This window comes from Paraburkholderia largidicola (assembly GCF_013426895.1).
Classification (GTDB): domain Bacteria; phylum Pseudomonadota; class Gammaproteobacteria; order Burkholderiales; family Burkholderiaceae; genus Paraburkholderia; species Paraburkholderia largidicola.
This window is the reverse complement of record NZ_AP023175.1, coordinates 893,964-911,398: the sequence shown is the minus strand read 5'-3', so window position 1 is coordinate 911,398 and position 17,435 is coordinate 893,964. Positions and strand designations below refer to the sequence as shown.

Sequence of the window (17,435 nt, the reverse complement as noted above, 5' to 3'; positions counted from 1 at the left end):
CGTGCAGGTGCGAGCGTTCAGCTTAGAGGTTGTCGTGAATACATCTGGAGTCGATCGGGCGCTGTCAGGTCTGACTAATCTGATCAGTCGACGCGTGACAGTCGCAATGCGAAGACGGGCCGTGGGCACGGCCATTCTCGCGCTCGTGCCGCTGCTGATGCAGGCGTGTGCGAGTTCCAGCCCCGTCGTCGAGACGGGCGATGCAGGGCGATATACGCTACATGCATCGGCGGCGGGCGGCAGCGTCGCGTGGGCGAGGTCTCACAAGGCCGTCATGCAGAGCGCAAGCAACTTTTGCGCGCAGCGTGGCGAAGTGCCGAGCGTCGTGTCGGAGTCGTCCAGCGGCGTGCGCTCGCTCGAAACCCATGAGGCGCAACTCACGTTCGAATGCCACCCGCGCTTCTGACGGATGAGCCGACGGGCACGCCGGATAAAGCAGAAAGCCAAAAGTGCAGCCGATGTAAGCAATCGTTAAGGATGCGCGGCTATAACTTTTGATGCAAATGCGATCTGCGTGGCGCTGCCAGTCAACGATCAGAAAAGGGCGACCCGGACTCGCTGATTCAACCGACGACAGCGTCGACGTCCATTCAGAGGCCGCCCGTCATGCCGATCTACTCTCGCTCCATTGGACGTGTCTTCGCGCTGGCTCACGTGGTTGCGCCCGCGGCCATCGCGTTGCTGCTTGCCACGCCAGTCCACGCCGAGTCCACCTGTCCCGACTTCGTGATACTGCCGTCGGGCAGCGTCTTCAACATCGCGAAGCTGATCGCGGACACGGGTTCTCCGGAGGCCGCGCTCAAAAAGGCCAAGGGCGCACTCGATGAGATCGCCGCCAACGGCGGATGCCCGAAATCCGTGCGGCGGGCGGTGTGTGACGAAACGACGGCGGTCGCGAGGAAAGCCGTCGTTGCGCTCGAAGCGTGCGCCGCGCATGGTCCTCAGGCTGACGGCGTGGAGAAGGGCGGGCGCACGGCGTCGAAGTAGGCAGGCCACTGAGCCGATCACGACGCAGCCGCTTCAGGCCGACGCGTTCGTGGTGCGCAGCGCAGCGCCCAGGCTGCGGATCGTTTCTCTCATGGCGGCGTCCCGCACGCGTGTGTAGACGGCGATTTCGATTGGCGCGAGCGGCGGCAAGCCGAGCCGGCTGCCGACATCGACGGCTCGCGGCGGGCATCCCCGCCGCGTCATGGGCGCGACCGCGAGACCCGCCATCACGGCTGCGCCCACCGTGCCGATGCCGCCGCCGACGAACACCCCCGTCCACTTGATGCCGGCTTCATCGAGCGCTTTCAGCGCGTTCGCGCGCACGCCGCACGGCGCGGACAGCGATGCGATCCGCAGCGGCTCGCCGGGGCTGTGCATCCATTGCGGCGAAGCAAACCATCCACAGTGCTCGACGAACAGTTTCTCCGCGTCCCTGCGCGTGGCGTCGCGTCGCGCGAAGACGGCATCGAGTTCGCCGGAGTCGTAGCCGGCGAGCATTTCGCTCGATGCGCCGATCTTCACCTCCACGCGCAATGTAGGGTCCTGCGCCGAAATGCGCGCAATCAACGGTATGAGCCCGTCCGCGGCGGTGTGGTCGATGATGCCCAGACGCAGGCTGCGCTGCACCTGCACCGTCGGGTTTAGCGCGCGGTCGTGCGCGCTCAGCAATTCGCGGGCGGCGGCGAGGAATGCCGCGCCTTCGGGCAGGAGTTGCACGCGCCGCGGCGTGCGTTCGAGAAGGCGGCGCCCGAGCCGTTCTTCGAGGCGCTTCATCTTCAGGCTGATCGACGATTGCGTGATGTCGAGCACCTCGGCGGCGCGCGTGAAACTGCTGAGGTCGGCGACCAGCACGAATGCCTGAACGTCGTCGAGGTCGAGGCGACGCGTCGGCGATTGATAATCGGTGCTCATCCTGGCGGCTCCAGTCATTGGTTCTTCAAATCATAGACGAGTGCCCTGGTTCCCGCTGTGGCGATGCGCGTCTGCGCCCAGTTCATTAACTGACGAGGAAAATACAAAGAAAATCGACGTTTTAATCATTGGTGAAAATCATCGCAGAAATGCTTTGCGATGAATTGTTGTTATCGAAGTGCAGCCATAAGATTTGTCTCAAGCAAACGCACTTCAGGAGCTTCAAATGCCAATGACCCACGTATCGATGCGCAGCGGCAAGCCCGCCGCGTACCGCACCGCCGTACTCGAAGGTATCCACGAAACGCTTCACACGTCGCTCGGCGTGCATACCGACGCGTTCTTCATGACCGTCCGCGAACACGAGGACGCGAACTTTCACGTCAACATGTCCTTTCCGTTCGCGCGTTCGTCCGACGTGCTGCTCGTCCAGATCACGCTGACAACGGGCCGTTCAGCCGACGATAAACAGCGCTTCTATCAGGACCTCGTGGCGCGGCTCGCCAGGAACCCTGGCGTCAATCCCGCCGATGTGTTCATCAATCTCATCGAGGTGGCGGCCGACAACTGGTCGCCAGGAAACGGACTCGCGGGACAGAACCCGACGTCGGCAGCCGCCGCCTGAAACACGGCAATCCACCTCATTCAACTACTTTCGATTCTGGAGAAAATCATGTCGAAGCAATACGCCGTTCCTCTTTCGCCCCGTGGTCTGTCGAGCATCGCACCGCCGCCGCCGTGGCACTATTCGGGCGACTTTCTGATCGTCGAGTTCTGGGCCGATCCCGCCGCTGTGGCAGCGACGTTGCCAGCGGGTCTGAGCGTCGATCCGTCGTCGCCGGGGCATGCGACGGCGCTGTTCGTCGACTGGCAGTTCACGGGCGAAAACGATGAACTGCTGGACCCGGCGCGCTATCAGTACCGCGAGTTTTTCCTGCTCGTCGATGCGTTGTATGAAGGCCAGCCCGTCGCATACTGCCCGTACATTTTCGTGGACAACGACCCGGCGATGATGCGCGGCCTGATTCAAGGCTTTCCGAAGCGCCTCGGCGCCGTGCACCAGACGCGCACGTTCGCGGCGCCCAGCCTCGCTGCTGCACAGGTCGCGCCGGGTGCTCGCTTTGCGGCGACGGCATCGACGGCGGGCCAGCGCATTGCGCGTGCAGAGGTCAAGCTGACGGGCAAGGTGGACGATCCGTCGAGGCTCAGTCTCGCCGGACGTCCAATCGTGAATCTGCGTCACTTCCCGAGACTGGCTGCCGGGCAGCATGAGACGCCCGCCGTCCACGAACTCGTGATGTCGATCATGGACGATCCGCGCATGGCCGACGTGTGGGCAGGCGAAGGGCAGTTGAGCTTGCCGGTTGCCGAGGGCGAAGAAATATCCGACCTTGCACCTGTGCGTGTCGGCGCGGGCTATCGGCTGTCGATGTCGTACACGGTGACGGACCTGAAGACGCTGGTCGACGGTACGCAGGCTGCGTGAGATTGACGATTACGCCGCTATTGAAGTGAAACCACGCGGCTCAGGAAGCCATGCTTCCGGGCCGCGTGGCTTTTGCGCAGTTGAAGGCGTGCTGCTTAACGGCTGTTAAGCCGCGAGCCGTTCTTCATGACGCGCAACGACGGCCGCTTCGTCGCCCAGTGCCTTCTGCGCAGACGGGCGAGCTTCGACGCGCGCCACGTAGGCCATCAGGTTCTTCAGATGGTCGAGTTTCACACCCGAACGCTCATGCCACATCGTTGCCCACACGTAGGCATCGGCGACGGTGAACTGCTCGCCCGTCAGATACGGGCGTCCATCGGCGAGACGCTGGTCGAGCGCGGCGTAGGCCGACAGCAGCTTGTTCGTATGGAACTCGATGCCCTCCGGCGTCATCAGTTTGCGCATCAGCGGAATGTGCTTTTGCGCGATCTCCGTTGCGACGAACGTCAGCAGTTGATCCATGCGCACGCGCTCGATCGTCCCGCGTTGCGGAATCAGATCGGAGGCGGGATGCTGGTCCGCCAGATACGACGCGATCACGACCGTTTCCGTCAGGACGTCCTTGCTTTCATTGTCGAGTTCGAGCGCGGGCACATAGAGCAACGCGTTGACGTCGGCGAACGTCGAACCGTTCGACGTGGACTTGCCGAACACGTCGAAGTGCACGAGTTCCGGCGCGAGGCCGAGTTCGTTGGCGACGAGCTGGACGGCGAGCGAGCAGGTTGCTTTGGCGATGTAGAGCTTCATGGTCGTCATTCCTTGTAGGGCGGACCGGTCAGGGTCGGGTTCGTTGGGGCGCCGTTGCCGGCACCGTTGCAGCGAAGTATGGGCAGTTTCGGCGATGCGATAAACGGGGGAAGGAGCGTCGCTGAGTCGCTTCGCAAGCGACAATCGGGCAGGGGCATATGCGTACTTCGATTGTCGCGTCATGGGAGACGCACTGAATACCGCGCGGTTGTTTATCGGGTGAGTATCGGGCTGCATAATCGGGCCCCTGTCTTTCAGCCGCGATGCAGCTTTGCATCGGCGGCTCCTCTCCTGTCACTGCCTCTCTCCCGATCATGCACACGCCATCGTCCAACGGCGCGGAGGGCAACAAGCTGCTGATTCTGTCAGCCGTCTGCCTCGCCGCGTTAGTCTTGCCATTGTCTTTTTCCGGGGGCGCTGTCGCGACGCCCGCCATCGGTCGCGATCTCGGCGGAACGGCCACATCGCTGACCTGGATCACGAATGCGTTCATGTTGACGTTCGGCAGCCTGCTGATGGCGGCGGGCGCGCTGGCCGACCAGTTCGGCCGGAAGAAGCTGTTTGCGTTCGGACTCGGCGGCTTCGTGCTGACGTCGGCGGCGATGAGCTTCGCGCCATCGGTGTTGTGGCTCGACGTGCTGCGCGGAGCACAAGGTGTGGTCGCGGCCGCGTCGCTGTCGAGCGGCGCGGCTTCCCTTGCTCAGGAGTTCGATGGACATGCACGCACGCGCGCGTTCAGCCTGCTTGGCACGAGCTTCGGTATCGGCCTCGCGTTCGGGCCGTTGATGGCGGGTGTGTTGATCGAGCACTTCGGCTGGCGTTCCATTTTCATGGTCATCGCGGCGATCGGCACGCTTGCGTTCATGTTCGGCGTGCCGCGGATGCGCGAGACGCGCGACCCAGGCGCGACGGGCCTCGACTATCCCGGCACGATCACTTTCACGGCGACGCTCGTTCTGTTTACGTCCGGCGTGATTCAGGCTCCGGCGAGCGGCTGGGGCAGTGCGCCCGTCGTCATGCTGCTGATCGCTTCCGCCGCTTTCCTCGTCGCCTTCATCGTGATCGAGACCAGCGTGAAGCGGCCGATGCTGGAACTGAGTCTGTTTCGCTATCCGCGATTCGTCGGCGTGCAGATTCTGCCGGTGGGGACGTGCTACTGCTATATCGTGCTCGTCGTGATGTTGCCGCTGCGTTTCATCGGCGCGGAAGGGCTCAGTGAAATCGACGCGGGCGTGCTGATGATCGCGCTGTCGGCGCCGATGCTGGTGGTGCCGCTGCTCGTCGCGTCGTTCACGCGATGGGTATCCGCGGGCGTGCTGTCCGGCATCGGCTTTCTGATCGCCGCGGCGGGACTCTACTGGCTGAGCCTCATCGATTTCAGTGGAGCGAAGGCCGCGCTGGTGATGCCGATGCTCGTGATCGGCATCGGCGCGGGCATGCCGTGGGGGCTGATGGATGGCCTGTCCGTCAGCGTCGTTCCCAAAGAGCGTGCAGGCATGGCAGCCGGCATTTTCAGCACGACGCGCGTGGCAGGCGAAGGCATTGCACTCGCGATCGCGACGGCGATTCTTGCGGCGTTGGCGCACACGAGCCTGATGCACGTCGTACCGGATACGGACGCTGGAGTCGGCGCACGAATCGCGGAAGCGGCCCAACGCGTCGTTGCCGGCGACATGATCCATGCGGCGGCGATTCTTCCGGAAGCCAGCCGTCACGCACTCTCGATGAGTTACGCGGATGCATTCACGCGCCTTTTGCATGTGCTGATCGTCATCACGCTGCTATCCGCCGTGGCGACGTTTGCGTTCCTCCGTCGCACGCCCGGCCAGGATGACGAACCCGACGCGCAGGCGCGGGCAAAGCAGATGAAAGCCACCGTGGACGCATAGCGTGAACCACGCGGCTGTCTGACGCGCAAACGCAAGGGAACTGCTAAAGTGGCCGAACCCCTCGATTCCACGCCAATCGATCGTCAAATGAACGAACGCGCAGATGCACCGATCAATGAGATCGCGGTCTTCGTTGCGGTCGCGCAGAGTGGCAGTTTCACCCGCGCGGCCGAAGAGATAGGCAGCAGCAAGTCGAATGTCGGGAAGGCGGTGCAGCGCCTCGAAGCGCGGCTCGGCACGAAGCTGTTCCAGCGTACGACGCGCGCAGTCCGCCTCACCGAAGATGGCGAGACCTATCTACAGGCCGCGCAACAGGCGCTCGATGGTCTGCGCGAAGCGGAACAGCAACTCGCGTCGCGACGCTCGGAACCGGCGGGGCGCGTCAAGATCGATCTGCCTGCGGGGTTCGGCCGGCTGCTGCTTCCCAGCTTCATTCAACTGCGCGACAAGCATCCAAAGATCACGCTCGAAGTGGCGCTCACCGACCGGATGTCGGACCCTATCGGAGAAGGCTGGGATGTCGTCGTGCGTATCGGTGCGTTGCCCGACGATAGCGAGTTGACGGTGCGCAAGCTGTGCGATCTGCGGCTCGGGCTTTATGCCTCGCCTGAGTATCTTGCGCGTCGCGGCGAGATTCACGATGTAGGCGCGCTTGCTGCTCACGATGCGATCGTGTTTCGGGGGCCTTCGGGACGTTTGCGTGCGTGGACGGTGCAGGATGGTGAGGCTGTGCGCGAGTATTCGCCGCAGCCGGTGCTGGTGCTTGCAGACGGACAGGCGCTCGTCGAAGCAGCTGTTGCTGGTTTCGGCATCGCGCAGATTCTTGATCGCGTGGCGCTTCCGTATGTTGAGGCGGGGCGGCTCGTTCATCTGCTGCCGGGTGCCGATGTGGATGGGCCTCCTGTGCACGCGATTATCTCGCTCGGGCAGAAGATGGCGGCGAAAACGCGCGCCGTCGTTAATCATCTTGCGGAGACGTTGCAGCGGGAGGGGCGTTAGGGGGGGTTGTTTGCTCTTCAACTAGAGGGTTTGTTGAGGATTTGAGGGGCGCGTGGCGGCCGGGGCGGTTGAGTTTTGTCCTGCGCGGACGCCGTTAGTCTTTCGCTTTTGTTTTTGCTGTTGCTGTTGCTTTTGCTGGCATCCGCGTTTTGTTAGCGTGCTTCACGCGTTGCCCCTGTGCGGGGCGGCACCTACTTTTCTTTGCCGCCGCAAAGAAAAGTAGGCAAAAGAAAGCGGCTCACACCGCCAGCCCGTGTTCCTATCCACGGGCCCCCAACGTCCCCACGCTTCACACGGCAGCGCCCTGGTTGATGCTCGTTGCCAACGCTTCGAATCAACGCCTCACCCACTTCAAATACTCGTACATGGGCTCGCGGCAGCGAATCGCTGCTGCCGCCCAGGTGGCAAACTGTGTGTAGGCCGTCGCGTCACACGGGTCTGCACCGTTACGACACCGACCTTGCTTTTCCGTCCGGATTGATGCGTGCGGCGCGAAAGCCTATTCACCGTTGTCATCGTGGAGCGTTACTTTTGTGCGACCTTCGTTTGCGTCGCGGTTGGAGACCCAGCTTCACCCAGCACGGCCGGCTGCGGTATGACATTCCCCCAACCCCCGCCGAGCGCGCGGATCAGATTCACCGTCGACGCGGCCTGCACACCCTGCAACTGCACGGACGCGCGTCTCGCTTGCAAAACGGTCCGCTCGGCGTCGATCACATCGAGATAGTTCACCGCGCCTTCCACATACTGCTTGCGGGAAAGATCGGCGGCGCGCTGCGAGGCGTTGACGGCCTCGGCCCTCGTCCGCGTCTGGGTTTCGAGGATGCGCATGTCGGAGAGGTTGTCTTCGACTTCCTGAAACGCAACCAGAACCTGCTGACGATACTTCGCCACATCCTCTTCATAGACAGCGCGCGCATTCGCCAGGTTGCCCTTGCGTCGGCCGCCGTCGAAAATCGGCACGTTCAGGGCCGTGCCTGCAAGCGGACCCAGCAGAAAGGCGCGGCTGCTCCATTTGAAGAGATCGCCCAGCGTCGCCGATTCGAAGCCTCCCGTGCCCGTCAACGTCAGCGACGGAAAGAAGGCCGCCTTCGCAATGCCGATGCGCGCATTGGCAGCCGCCATGCCGCGCTCGGCGGCGGCGATATCCGGACGACGCTCCAGTAGCGACGAAGGCAGGCCGGGCGGAATCCGCAAATTGACGGGTTCGAGCGGATTGACCGCCATCGAAAATTCGGCGGGTGCGTGGCCGAGCAGAACCGCGAGGCTGTGCTCGGAAGAGGCGCGAAGGCGCTGGACCGTCATCGCGTCGGACTTCGCCGACGCAAGCTCGGCTTGCGCGCGTTGCAGATCGAGTTCCGTGACGTCGCCCTCCGCATAGCGACGCTGCACGAGTTTCAACGCCTGTTCGCGCAGCGACACCGCCTGCGCGAACACCTGCGCTTCCGCATCCAGCTCGCGCAACGCAAAGTAGTGTTGCGCGACATCCGCCTGGAGCGTCAGCAGCACGGAACGATAGAGCGCTTCGCTTTGTTTCGCATCGGCCCTGGCAGCATCGACGCTCGACGCGACGCGGCCAAACAGATCGACCTCGTACGATGCGCTTACCTGCGCGCGCCAGAGGGTTTGCTGCGGCACATTCGTGCCGTCGGGCTCGAACACCGATGCCGCCGACACCTGTTGCCGCGTCGGGCCAAAGCCCGCATCGAGCGTCGGGAACAGGCCCGCGCGTGCCGCCTGGTTCAGTGCGCGCGCTTCCTTCACGCGTGCGGCAGCCGCCTTCAGATTCTGATTGGCATCGTGCGCCTGCTGTTCGAGTTCATCGAGCTTCGCGTCGCCGAATACTTTCCACCACTCGCCTCGGGCCATGTTTTCGGCGGGCTGCGCGGTCTTCCAGGCGCCCAGTGCTTCGCCCGCAAGCGATTCCTGCGGCGCTTCCTTGAAGGCGCCGCTGACGCCGGGCGTCGCGGGCACGTCGTAGGTCGGCGCCAGCGAGCAGCCGGCGACAACCAGCAGCGCGCCGAGCAGCAGCGAACCCGTAAAACCCCGTTTCCAGAATGTGCTTCTCATGATGATGCTCCTTAATCCTGCAAGGCCGGTTCGCGGACCTTCGTCTCCGCTGCAGCCGGCGTGCGGCTTGCGCCATGTTCAGCGCTGTCGTGCTCGTCCGGGCCATGAATGTGCGGACGGCGGCCGTGCTTGTCCCTGAGCCGCTTGCCGCCCGAGAGCTTGCGCAGCAGCACGTAGAACACGGGCGTCAGCAGCAGACCGAAGAAGGTGACGCCCAGCATCCCGAAGAACACGGCAATGCCCATCGCGCGACGCATCTCCGAGCCGGCGCCCGTCGAGATGACGAGCGGCACCACGCCCATGATGAAAGCGATCGACGTCATCAGAATCGGACGCAGGCGCAGACGACATGCTTCGATAGCCGCCTGTACGATGGAACGGCCCTGAATTTCCAGCTCTCGCGCGAACTCGACGATCAGAATCGCGTTCTTCGCCGACAACCCGACCAGCACCATCAGGCCGATCTGCGTGAAGATGTTGTTGTCGCCGCGCGTGAGCCACACGCCGAACAGCGCGGACAGAATGCTCATCGGCACGATCAGCAGGATCGCGAGCGGCAGGGTCAGGCTTTCGTACATCGCGGCCAGCACGAGAAACACCAGCAGCACGCTGATCGGAAAGACCCAGAACGCTGTATTGCCCGTCAGGATCTGCTGATACGTGAGATCGGTCCATTCGAAACGGATGCCGCGCGGCAAGGTCTGCGCCGCGATGCGCTCGACGGCTGCCATCGCCTGGCCCGACGAGTAGCCCGGCGCGGGACCGCCGTTGATGTCGGCGGCGAGATAGCCGTTGTAGCGCACCACCATTTCCGGACCGTAAGTCGGCGTCACTTTGACGAGCGACGACAGCGGCACCATCTCGCCCTTGTCGTTGCGCGTCTTCAGTTGCAGGATGCTGTCCGCCGTCGCGCGGAACGGCGCGTCGGCCTGCGCCCGAACCTGATACACACGGCCGAACTTGTTGAAGTCGTTCACGTACAGCGAGCCGAGATAGATCTGCATCGTGTCGAACACATCCGTCACGGAGACACCGAGTTGCTTTGCCTTCTCGCGGTCCAGTTCGACGTTTAGCTGCGGCACGTTGATCTGATAGCTCGAGAACGACGGGCCGAGTTCGGGCGCTTTCGCAGCCGCGGCGAGGAACGCTTGCGTGGCCTTGTTCAAGGCTTCGTAGCCCAGCGCGCCGCGGTCTTCGATCTGCAGCTTGAATCCGCCGATCGTGCCGAGACCCTGAACGGGCGGCGGCGGGAACGTGGCGATGGCCGCGTCCTTGATGCCCGCATATTTCGTGTTCAGTCCGCCGACGATGTCGGCTGCCTTTTCGCCTTTGCCGCGCTCCTTCGACGGATTGGTCACGGAGAACACCAGGCCGCTGCTCGACGAATTCATCAGGCCCGTCACCGACAGTCCCGGGAATTCCGTCGTGTGTTTGACGCCCGGCTGCTGTCGCGCGATATCGCCCATTTCGTTCACGACTTTCTCGGTGCGATCGAGCGATGCGCCTGCGGGCAGTTGCAGGATGCTGACGAAATAGTCCTTGTCCTGCGCGGGGACGAAGCCGCCCGGCACGATCTTGCCCAACAGCAACGTGCCGCCCAGCAGCACGGCATACACGGCCATCATCGCGAGCTTGCGGTTGATGATGCCGCCGACACCCTTGCCGTACGCATCGGAACCGCGATTGAACAGCTTGTTGAAGAGGTTGAAAAACGGTCCGAAGAGGCGGTCCATGGCGCGCGTGAGCCAGTCCTTCGGCGCGTGATGATCCTTCAGCAGCAACGCCGACAGTGCAGGCGACAGCGTGAGCGAGTTGAACGCCGAGATGACGGTGGAAATCGCGATCGTCATCGCGAACTGTTTGTAGAACTGGCCCGTGAGCCCCGACATGAACGCGAGCGGAACGAACACGGCGACCAGCGTGAGCGCGATCGCGATGATCGGGCCGCTCACCTCGCGCATCGCCTCATACGATGCTTCGAGCGGCGTGAGGCCCGCCGCGATATTGCGCTCGACGTTCTCGACCACGACGATCGCGTCGTCGACCACGATACCGATGGCCAGCACCATGCCGAACAGTGAGAGCGCGTTGATCGTGAAGCCGAACGCGAGCATCAGCGAGAACGTGCCGACAATCGACACGGGCACCGCGAGCAGCGGTATCAGCGAAGCGCGCCAGGTCTGCAGAAACACGATGACCACGACCACCACGAGGAAAATGGCCTCGAACAGCGTGTGCACCACGGCATCGATACTTTCGCGCACGAACTGCGTCGGGTCGTAGACGATCTCGGCTTTGACGCCTTCGGGCATGTCCTTCTGCATTTCGGCGGTGAGACGCCGGATATCGTCCGAAATCTGCAGCGAGTTCGCATTGGGCTGCTGGAAGAGGATGATCTGAACGGCCTTCTTTCCGTCGATACCCGCGCGCAGCGCGTAATCGGATGCGCCCATCTCCACGCGGGCCACGTCGCCCAGATGCGTGACCGCGCCATCGGGCGACGTCTTCAGGATGATCCTGCGGAACTCGTCTTCCGTTTTCAGGCGGCCTTGCGCGTTGACGCTCAGTTGCAGCGGAATGTTGGTCGACATCGGCGCGCCGCCGACAATGCCCGCCGCCACCTGCACGTTCTGCTCGCGTATCGCCTTCACGACGTCGGTGGCCGTCAGGTTCTGGCGGGCGACCTTGGTCGGGTCGAGCCACACGCGCATCGAATAGTCGCCCGAACCCCACAGCACGACTTCGCCGACGCCCGGCACCTGCGCGAAGCGGTCCTTGATATTGATGAGCGCGTAGTTGCGCAGATACGTCAGGTCGTAACGGTCGTTCGGCGAGACGAGATTGACGCCCATGGTGAGCGTGGGGGACGACTTGACGGTCGTCACGCCAAGCCGCTGGACGTCCTCGGGCAAGCGGGGCATCGCCTGCGATACCCGGTTCTGCACGAGTTGCTGCGCCTTGTCCGGGTCGGTGCCGAGCTTGAACGTAACCGTCGTCGTCATGTTGCCGTCGCTGTTGGCCTGCGACTGCATGTACAGCATATTCTCGACGCCGTTGATCTGTTCCTCGATGGGCGACGCGACAGTTTCCGCGATCACTTTCGGGTTCGCGCCCGGATACTGCGCGCGGACCACGACGGAAGGCGGCACGACTTCGGGATATTCCGCCGTCGGCAATTTCGTCAGCGCGATCACGCCTGCGAGAAGAATCACCACCGACAGCACGGCCGCAAAAATCGGCCTGTCGATGAAAAACTTTGAGATGTTCATGATGAGTCTCTCGCGTCGTTACGCCGGCTGGCGCGCTGCGTTGACCATGTCGACGGCGTGAGGCTGCACGGTGTCGTTCGGACGCGCGCGCATCATGCCGTTGACGACGATGCGTTCGCCTGCCTTGAGACCGGCATCGACGACGCGCAGGTTGTCATGCAGTGCGCCGACCCTGACCTCGCGGTAATGGACCTTGTTCGAGCCGTCGACGACGAGCACGTATTTTTTGGCCTGATCGGTGCCGACGGCGGCATCGTCGACGAGGATCGCGGGGTGCGCTTCGCCGCCGCCCACTTTCACGCGCGCATAAAGGCCGGGGACGAGAGCGCCGTCGCTGTTGTCGATGGTGGCGCGCACGCGAACGGTCGCCGACGACGTGTCGAGCCGGTTGTCGACCGAACTGATCGCGCCATTGAGCGAGTAGCCTTCTTCGTTCGCAAGACCGATCGCGACGGGCACCTTTGCGTTGCGGTCGCGGCCCAGGTACTGCAGATAGGTCTGTTCGTCGACTTCGAATGACGCGTAAATGGGGGACACGGAAACGAGGGTCGTCAACAGCGGAGCATTGGCGCCCGCCGAGACGACGTTGCCGACCGTCAGTTCGGCGCGCGACACGCGGCCCGTCACGGGCGCTGTGACGTTCGTGTAGCCGAGATTCACCTGTGCCGATTCGAGCGAGGCTTCAGCCGCCTTGACGGCCGCCGACGCCTCGCGGTCCGCGTTGTGTTTTTCGTCGTAGTCGCGCTTTGCGATCGCGTTGTCCGCGAGCAGGCGGTCAGCCCGCGCCGCGTCCGTCGATGCATACGAAGCACGCGCTTTCGCCGCCGCGACTTGCGCCGCCGCGCGATCGACTTCCGCCTGATACGGACGTGGGTCGATCGTGAACAACGGCTCGCCTTTTTTTACCAGCGCGCCGTCCTTGAAGTGCACGGCGACGATGGTGCCGGGCACGAGCGGGCGCACGTCCACGCGGTCGATGGCTTCGAGCCGTCCCGAATAGCTTTGCCAGTCCGTGATGGTCTGGGACACGACCGTCGCCACATCGACTTCGACGGCGGGCGGCGGCGCATCGGCTGCATGGGCGCTATCGACGGGGCCGGCGTGCGGGCCGCGAAGATAGCCAAGCCCGGCGACAGCGCCAACGAAGGCGACGGCGCCGAGCGCGACGGTCACCCGTTTTCGGTTGAGATACATATGTAGATATCCTTATCAATGTAAATGGATCATTGAAGAGACGGTCGAATTGCGTTCCTGCGCGAGCCCGCTGGATTCGCGGGCTGTCAGCGTTGGCGGGAGTATGGACTGGCCGAACTGGCGGATAAAGCGGGCGGGAGTGGTTTCTTTGTATCTCGTGGAGCGACAATATCTGCGTCGCCGTGACCGGTCCGGCTATGAATGCACGAGGTCCGTTACCAGAGGTCGTACGCTGTCGTGACGGACGTGGTCCATCGCTTCGGATGCGTTTTTACGAAGCAGATGACAGCCTTCGAATCGCTCGGACACCCACTCGACAAACGCTCTGACCTGCGGCGACAAATGCCGGTTATGCGGGTACACGGCCCACACAGGCAAGGGCGCGCGGCGCCACTGGCCGAGCACTTCGACGAGGCACCCCGTCTGCAGATGGCGCGCGGCGAAGAAATGCGGCACCTGGATCAGCCCAAGCCCTTGCAGTCCGCATTGAAGGTAGGCGTCTCCATCATTGGCGGCGAGCTTCGAGCGCATGCGGACTTCGATCGGCTCGCCGTCGACGATGAAGTTCATCTCCATGATTCGTCCGTTGCGGCGCGAGAAATAGTTGACTGCCACGTGAGCATCGAGCTGAGGCAGTGACTTCGGCTCGCCGAACCGCGACAGATAGTCCGGACTGGCGGCAGTGACGAACTCCGATGTGCCGATACGCCGCGCGACGAGCGTCGAGTCGGGCAGATTTCCCATGCGTATCGCGCAATCGACGCCTTCCTGAACGAGGTCGACGGGCTTGTCGCTGACGCCGAGCATCAGATCGATGTCGGGATAGCGTGCATGAAAATCGTCGAGCGAGGGCACGACGATGAGTCGGCTGATCGAGCCGGGCATGTCGACTTTCAGTTTTCCGCGCGGCAGGGCTGCCGTCGACAGCGAGGTTTCGGAGTCTTCCACCGCCGCAAGAATGCGCGCGCATCGTTCGTAGTAGGCCGCGCCGTCGGGCGTGAGGCTGATGCGTCGCGTGGTGCGGTTCAGCAGACGCACCTTGAGATACGCCTCGAGATTCTGGATGATCGTCGTCACCGACGAACGTGTCATGTGCAGCGCGTCGGCCGCGCCGGAAAAGCTGTTGCAGTCCACGACCCGCGTGAAGACCTGCATTGCCTGAAGTTTGTCCATGATGGCGTGTTTCGTGTCGAGGCGTCTTTCAACGCTCGCCACGGCAAACGGGCATGGCTTGCGGGTCGTGCGGCAATGGACGTTCGATCGCGTGGACGATCGCGTCGACATAAGGATCGTTCACGCCGCATTCCGCCAGCGCCGCGTGCAGCTTGAACAGATACTCGGCATTGGTGCCGAACGTGCCCGTCGCGCATCCGATCAGCGGGGCGACCGTCGGCACGGACGAATCGTGCTGGAACTGCTCGCGGGATTCGTCGGCGACGAAGGCGATCGCGTGCGTTTGCTGGCCGTCTTCGAGCGTGACGGGCGCCCAGGTGGGACGGTACGACCCGAGCACCATCTCCCGTATCCAGATGCGCCGCAGTTCGTCGTTCGATGTTGCGTCGCGTAGCCGAAACGCGATGCCTCGCGTGTGCCCGCCGGGACGCAGCGCGAGCATCCTGCCCGGGTTGTCCGGGCTTGCGCGGCCCGCTGTCATCTGCAGGCAGAAGCTGCGTTGCCAGCCGTGCAGCGTCGCCACCATTCGCCTGTCGAACTCGATCATCGGATTCCAGATGAGCGAGCCATAGGCGAATATCCATATCGATGCGGCGTCCGCCGGCTTGTCCCGCAGCGTTGCTTCGAGCGATGCGGCGATCTGTTCGAGCGTCCACAGGTCCGGCAGCGACTCGAAATGTTGCAGGTATGCGCCTGAATCAATGATCTGTCTGGTCACCATCTTCGTCGCCCATGGAGATTGCGTCACATCGGGACGTGACGCCGTGACCGGCGACATGTCCCGAGAATGGGCACGAGTATGACGACGGCAGCGCGCCGGATAAACCGTCGCTGCGGAAACGCTTTGGCGACTCAGGCGCGACAATTGGGCTTCTACGTGAGCTACGCCGCGCGTGGAGCCGATCAATAAGCGAACTTCGTATAGCTTTCGCCCGTTGCGACGGCTTCGACGTTGTCCACACGCGGCATATACCGCAGAAGCCGCTTGCCTCTGGCGCGGAGGCTTTGAAAGACGTTTTCCGGCACATCGATTTTTACTTCCGGCCGGAAATACCAGCTGCGGCTATAGCCGATCACGACCATGGGGCGGGGCGCTTGCGTCAGATTTGGCGTTCCCCGATGCAGCGCGCGCACGTCCCTGATCATCACGTCGCCCAGTTCCATCGTGATCGTGTGCAACGGTGCGCGGCCTGTTTCATACGCTTCCAGCGCTTCCTTGTCACGCATGCGATGCGTGCCGAGCGTCGTCTCGAACGGTCCGTTCTCGCGCGTCACATCGCATAGCGGGAAATTGACGGCCAGCTGGAACGACGGCGTTTCCGGAAAACCGTCGAAGAGTGCCGGCGTGTCGCGGTGCACGTCCTGATAGTCGGAGCCATGAAGCGGCGTGTCGGAAGCCAGTTGGCACATGACGGGCTCGTCGCCCGCGACGCGCTCCACGATGGCGAGCACGTCGGGGTCGGCAAAAATAGCTTCGTCGGCGAAATCGCCCATAAAAGGCAGCGTGATGTAGTGCCGGTTCGGTCCGCGGACGGCCGTCGCGCTTTCCCGGAGACGCTGTTCGAGCAGCGCGTCGAACGCGTTGCGCCACTTCAGCAAGGTCTCTTTGGGGAAATGACGGCGGAGCACGACCATTCCGTCGGCGTCGAACTGCGTCGCGAGCGAGTCGAGTTCGGCTGTCGTATAGCGGCTCATCGGCGTCTCCGGAAGAATGGCGTCATGGTGGACTCCACTGTAATACGTCCCGCGACGTCAGGCCTGATTCATGCGGTGGGCTGTTTATCGATTCGTGGGGAGCGAGAGATGAGCAACGCACGCATGACTCAAGTCGCATTCAGCAGTGAAGTGGAAGCGCAGATCAAACTGCTTACGCTGATCGTCGCGCTGCATCTGCTCGTCTACGCCGAAACGAGATGGTGGCTGTCTCCGTCGCAGGCAGTCGACGCAATGCGGCGCTGGCATACGCCCGATTCGAGCGCGGTCGATGTCACGCACCGCGTCATGCTGTCGAGCCGGGCGCTGCCGCTCGCGATGCGTCTCGCCGAGTGCCACGCATGCCTTGTCGATCCGGCCGGCATGCAGGCTACCTTCACCGATCATATTCATATCGACAAACGCGCGAACCGCTACCGGCTGATCCGCGGCGCATGCGAAGCAGCGCTGTTGCGCCAGCAAGCCGGGATGTGATGTTCGGTGGAAGGGTGAGCGCGTGCTTCGCCGGATGACGGGCGCGAAGCACGCGTTACGCGCAACGGACGTGCGCGGTGGGTCCGTGTCAGCCTTGCGGCAGCGGTTGTTCGGCCGCTTGCCAGTGCTCGGTGACGGCCTTGTCGGTGATGCGCACCTTCGCGATAAGCGGCAGATAGCCGCGCAACTTGATCTCGCCGACAGCGAGCGTTTCTGAACGGTAGATCTCCGGGGTCACTTTGGTGCCGTCCTGGAACTCGACGGTGTATCCGTCGATCGGCCCCCATCGGCCCTTTGGTACGGGTTCGACATAAACGTGCAACATTTGATTTTCTCCAGCGGTATGAAAAAAGCACTGGGCGGGTCGCACCGGCTCGCCAATCGATCGGCTGGTCGTCGTCGAGCATCCACCTCTTGTATAAGAGAGTACCGAAGAAGGAGATAGCCGCGAGCGGGGAGTGTGGCGCGCCGAACGAATAAAAATGCGTTTTAAATCAATTGGTTGTGGATGGCGTTTCACGA

At 63.0% G+C, this 17,435-nt stretch carries 16 protein-coding genes; 7 read left to right on the top strand and 9 right to left on the bottom strand.

From position 1 onward, the window contains the following. Positions 1-106 precede the first annotated feature (106 nt). Positions 107-406, top strand: a complete 300-nt coding sequence (locus tag PPGU16_RS20685) for a hypothetical protein (protein WP_243460648.1) — start codon at positions 107-109, stop codon at positions 404-406. Positions 407-606: 200 nt separating this feature from the next. Beyond that, positions 607-987: a hypothetical protein gene (locus tag PPGU16_RS20680; RefSeq protein WP_180724631.1), complete on the top strand. Its 381-nt coding sequence runs from the start codon at positions 607-609 to the stop codon at positions 985-987. 33 nt (positions 988-1,020) lie between these two features. On the opposite strand, the gene PPGU16_RS20675 is transcribed toward PPGU16_RS20680, so the two are convergent. Then, on the bottom strand, positions 1,021-1,899 hold the full coding sequence (locus tag PPGU16_RS20675) for a LysR family transcriptional regulator (RefSeq protein ID WP_180724630.1): 879 nt from the start codon (positions 1,897-1,899) through the stop codon (positions 1,021-1,023). A 226-nt stretch (positions 1,900-2,125) separates the two neighbouring features. Between PPGU16_RS20675 and PPGU16_RS20670 the strand changes: the two genes are divergently transcribed. Next, positions 2,126-2,524: a tautomerase family protein gene (locus PPGU16_RS20670; RefSeq protein WP_180724629.1), complete on the top strand. Its 399-nt coding sequence runs from the start codon at positions 2,126-2,128 to the stop codon at positions 2,522-2,524. Between the two features lie 48 nt (positions 2,525-2,572). After that, positions 2,573-3,385 carry an acetoacetate decarboxylase family protein gene (locus PPGU16_RS20665; protein ID WP_180724628.1) on the top strand — a complete coding sequence of 271 codons (813 nt, stop codon included), beginning with the start codon at positions 2,573-2,575 and terminating at the stop codon, positions 3,383-3,385. A 105-nt stretch (positions 3,386-3,490) separates the two neighbouring features. Here PPGU16_RS20665 and PPGU16_RS20660 read toward each other — a convergent pair whose 3' ends face one another. Continuing rightward, positions 3,491-4,132, bottom strand: coding sequence for a glutathione S-transferase family protein (locus tag PPGU16_RS20660; protein WP_180724627.1), 642 nt, complete (start codon positions 4,130-4,132; stop codon positions 3,491-3,493). A 314-nt stretch (positions 4,133-4,446) separates the two neighbouring features. Between PPGU16_RS20660 and PPGU16_RS20655 the strand changes: the two genes are divergently transcribed. Continuing rightward, positions 4,447-6,021 (top strand): MFS transporter, encoded by a 1,575-nt coding sequence (locus PPGU16_RS20655; RefSeq protein WP_180724626.1) that lies wholly within the window; start codon positions 4,447-4,449, stop codon positions 6,019-6,021. Positions 6,022-6,108: 87 nt separating this feature from the next. Further along, on the top strand, positions 6,109-7,020 hold the full coding sequence (locus tag PPGU16_RS20650) for a LysR family transcriptional regulator (protein ID WP_180724625.1): 912 nt from the start codon (positions 6,109-6,111) through the stop codon (positions 7,018-7,020). 525 nt (positions 7,021-7,545) lie between these two features. On the opposite strand, the gene PPGU16_RS20645 is transcribed toward PPGU16_RS20650, so the two are convergent. From PPGU16_RS20645 to PPGU16_RS20620, 6 genes are all read right to left on the bottom strand, one after another. Further along, complete coding sequence (locus PPGU16_RS20645; RefSeq protein WP_180724624.1) at positions 7,546-9,090, bottom strand: efflux transporter outer membrane subunit; 1,545 nt, start codon at positions 9,088-9,090, stop codon at positions 7,546-7,548. 11 nt (positions 9,091-9,101) lie between these two features. Further along, positions 9,102-12,359, bottom strand: a complete 3,258-nt coding sequence (locus PPGU16_RS20640; protein WP_180724623.1) for an efflux RND transporter permease subunit — start codon at positions 12,357-12,359, stop codon at positions 9,102-9,104. Between the two features lie 18 nt (positions 12,360-12,377). Next, a complete protein-coding gene (locus PPGU16_RS20635) occupies positions 12,378-13,553 on the bottom strand; it encodes an efflux RND transporter periplasmic adaptor subunit (RefSeq protein WP_180724622.1) in 1,176 nt (391 codons plus the stop codon). Positions 13,554-13,748: 195 nt separating this feature from the next. Continuing rightward, positions 13,749-14,726 carry a LysR family transcriptional regulator gene (locus PPGU16_RS20630; protein WP_180724621.1) on the bottom strand — a complete coding sequence of 326 codons (978 nt, stop codon included), beginning with the start codon at positions 14,724-14,726 and terminating at the stop codon, positions 13,749-13,751. A gap of 28 nt (positions 14,727-14,754) precedes the next feature. Beyond that, complete coding sequence (locus tag PPGU16_RS20625) at positions 14,755-15,447, bottom strand: gamma-glutamylcyclotransferase (RefSeq protein ID WP_180724620.1); 693 nt, start codon at positions 15,445-15,447, stop codon at positions 14,755-14,757. Between the two features lie 182 nt (positions 15,448-15,629). After that, positions 15,630-16,421 (bottom strand): phytanoyl-CoA dioxygenase family protein, encoded by a 792-nt coding sequence (locus PPGU16_RS20620; RefSeq protein ID WP_180724619.1) that lies wholly within the window; start codon positions 16,419-16,421, stop codon positions 15,630-15,632. A 123-nt stretch (positions 16,422-16,544) separates the two neighbouring features. On the opposite strand from PPGU16_RS20620, the gene PPGU16_RS20615 reads away from it, so the two are divergent. Next, a complete protein-coding gene (locus PPGU16_RS20615; protein WP_243460647.1) occupies positions 16,545-16,913 on the top strand; it encodes a hypothetical protein in 369 nt (122 codons plus the stop codon). Between the two features lie 88 nt (positions 16,914-17,001). Here PPGU16_RS20615 and PPGU16_RS20610 read toward each other — a convergent pair whose 3' ends face one another. Beyond that, positions 17,002-17,238 carry a hypothetical protein gene (locus PPGU16_RS20610; protein WP_180724617.1) on the bottom strand — a complete coding sequence of 79 codons (237 nt, stop codon included), beginning with the start codon at positions 17,236-17,238 and terminating at the stop codon, positions 17,002-17,004. Positions 17,239-17,435: the final 197 nt, after the last annotated feature.

Excerpts from the sequence above, each read along its gene's own strand:
- PPGU16_RS20685 (WP_243460648.1), top strand. The coding sequence starts at position 107 with ATGCGAAGACGGGCCGTGGGCACGGCCATTCTCGCGCTCGTGCCGCTG.
- PPGU16_RS20680 (WP_180724631.1), top strand. The coding sequence starts at position 607 with ATGCCGATCTACTCTCGCTCCATTGGACGTGTCTTCGCGCTGGCTCAC.
- PPGU16_RS20675 (WP_180724630.1), bottom strand. The coding sequence starts at position 1,899 with ATGAGCACCGATTATCAATCGCCGACGCGTCGCCTCGACCTCGACGAC.
- PPGU16_RS20670 (WP_180724629.1), top strand. The coding sequence starts at position 2,126 with ATGCCAATGACCCACGTATCGATGCGCAGCGGCAAGCCCGCCGCGTAC.
- PPGU16_RS20665 (WP_180724628.1), top strand. The coding sequence starts at position 2,573 with ATGTCGAAGCAATACGCCGTTCCTCTTTCGCCCCGTGGTCTGTCGAGC.
- PPGU16_RS20660 (WP_180724627.1), bottom strand. The coding sequence starts at position 4,132 with ATGAAGCTCTACATCGCCAAAGCAACCTGCTCGCTCGCCGTCCAGCTC.
- PPGU16_RS20655 (WP_180724626.1), top strand. The coding sequence starts at position 4,447 with ATGCACACGCCATCGTCCAACGGCGCGGAGGGCAACAAGCTGCTGATT.
- PPGU16_RS20650 (WP_180724625.1), top strand. The coding sequence starts at position 6,109 with ATGAACGAACGCGCAGATGCACCGATCAATGAGATCGCGGTCTTCGTT.
- PPGU16_RS20645 (WP_180724624.1), bottom strand. The coding sequence starts at position 9,090 with ATGAGAAGCACATTCTGGAAACGGGGTTTTACGGGTTCGCTGCTGCTC.
- PPGU16_RS20640 (WP_180724623.1), bottom strand. The coding sequence starts at position 12,359 with ATGAACATCTCAAAGTTTTTCATCGACAGGCCGATTTTTGCGGCCGTG.
- PPGU16_RS20635 (WP_180724622.1), bottom strand. The coding sequence starts at position 13,553 with ATGTATCTCAACCGAAAACGGGTGACCGTCGCGCTCGGCGCCGTCGCC.
- PPGU16_RS20630 (WP_180724621.1), bottom strand. The coding sequence starts at position 14,726 with ATGGACAAACTTCAGGCAATGCAGGTCTTCACGCGGGTCGTGGACTGC.
- PPGU16_RS20625 (WP_180724620.1), bottom strand. The coding sequence starts at position 15,447 with ATGGTGACCAGACAGATCATTGATTCAGGCGCATACCTGCAACATTTC.
- PPGU16_RS20620 (WP_180724619.1), bottom strand. The coding sequence starts at position 16,421 with ATGAGCCGCTATACGACAGCCGAACTCGACTCGCTCGCGACGCAGTTC.
- PPGU16_RS20615 (WP_243460647.1), top strand. The coding sequence starts at position 16,545 with ATGACTCAAGTCGCATTCAGCAGTGAAGTGGAAGCGCAGATCAAACTG.
- PPGU16_RS20610 (WP_180724617.1), bottom strand. The coding sequence starts at position 17,238 with ATGTTGCACGTTTATGTCGAACCCGTACCAAAGGGCCGATGGGGGCCG.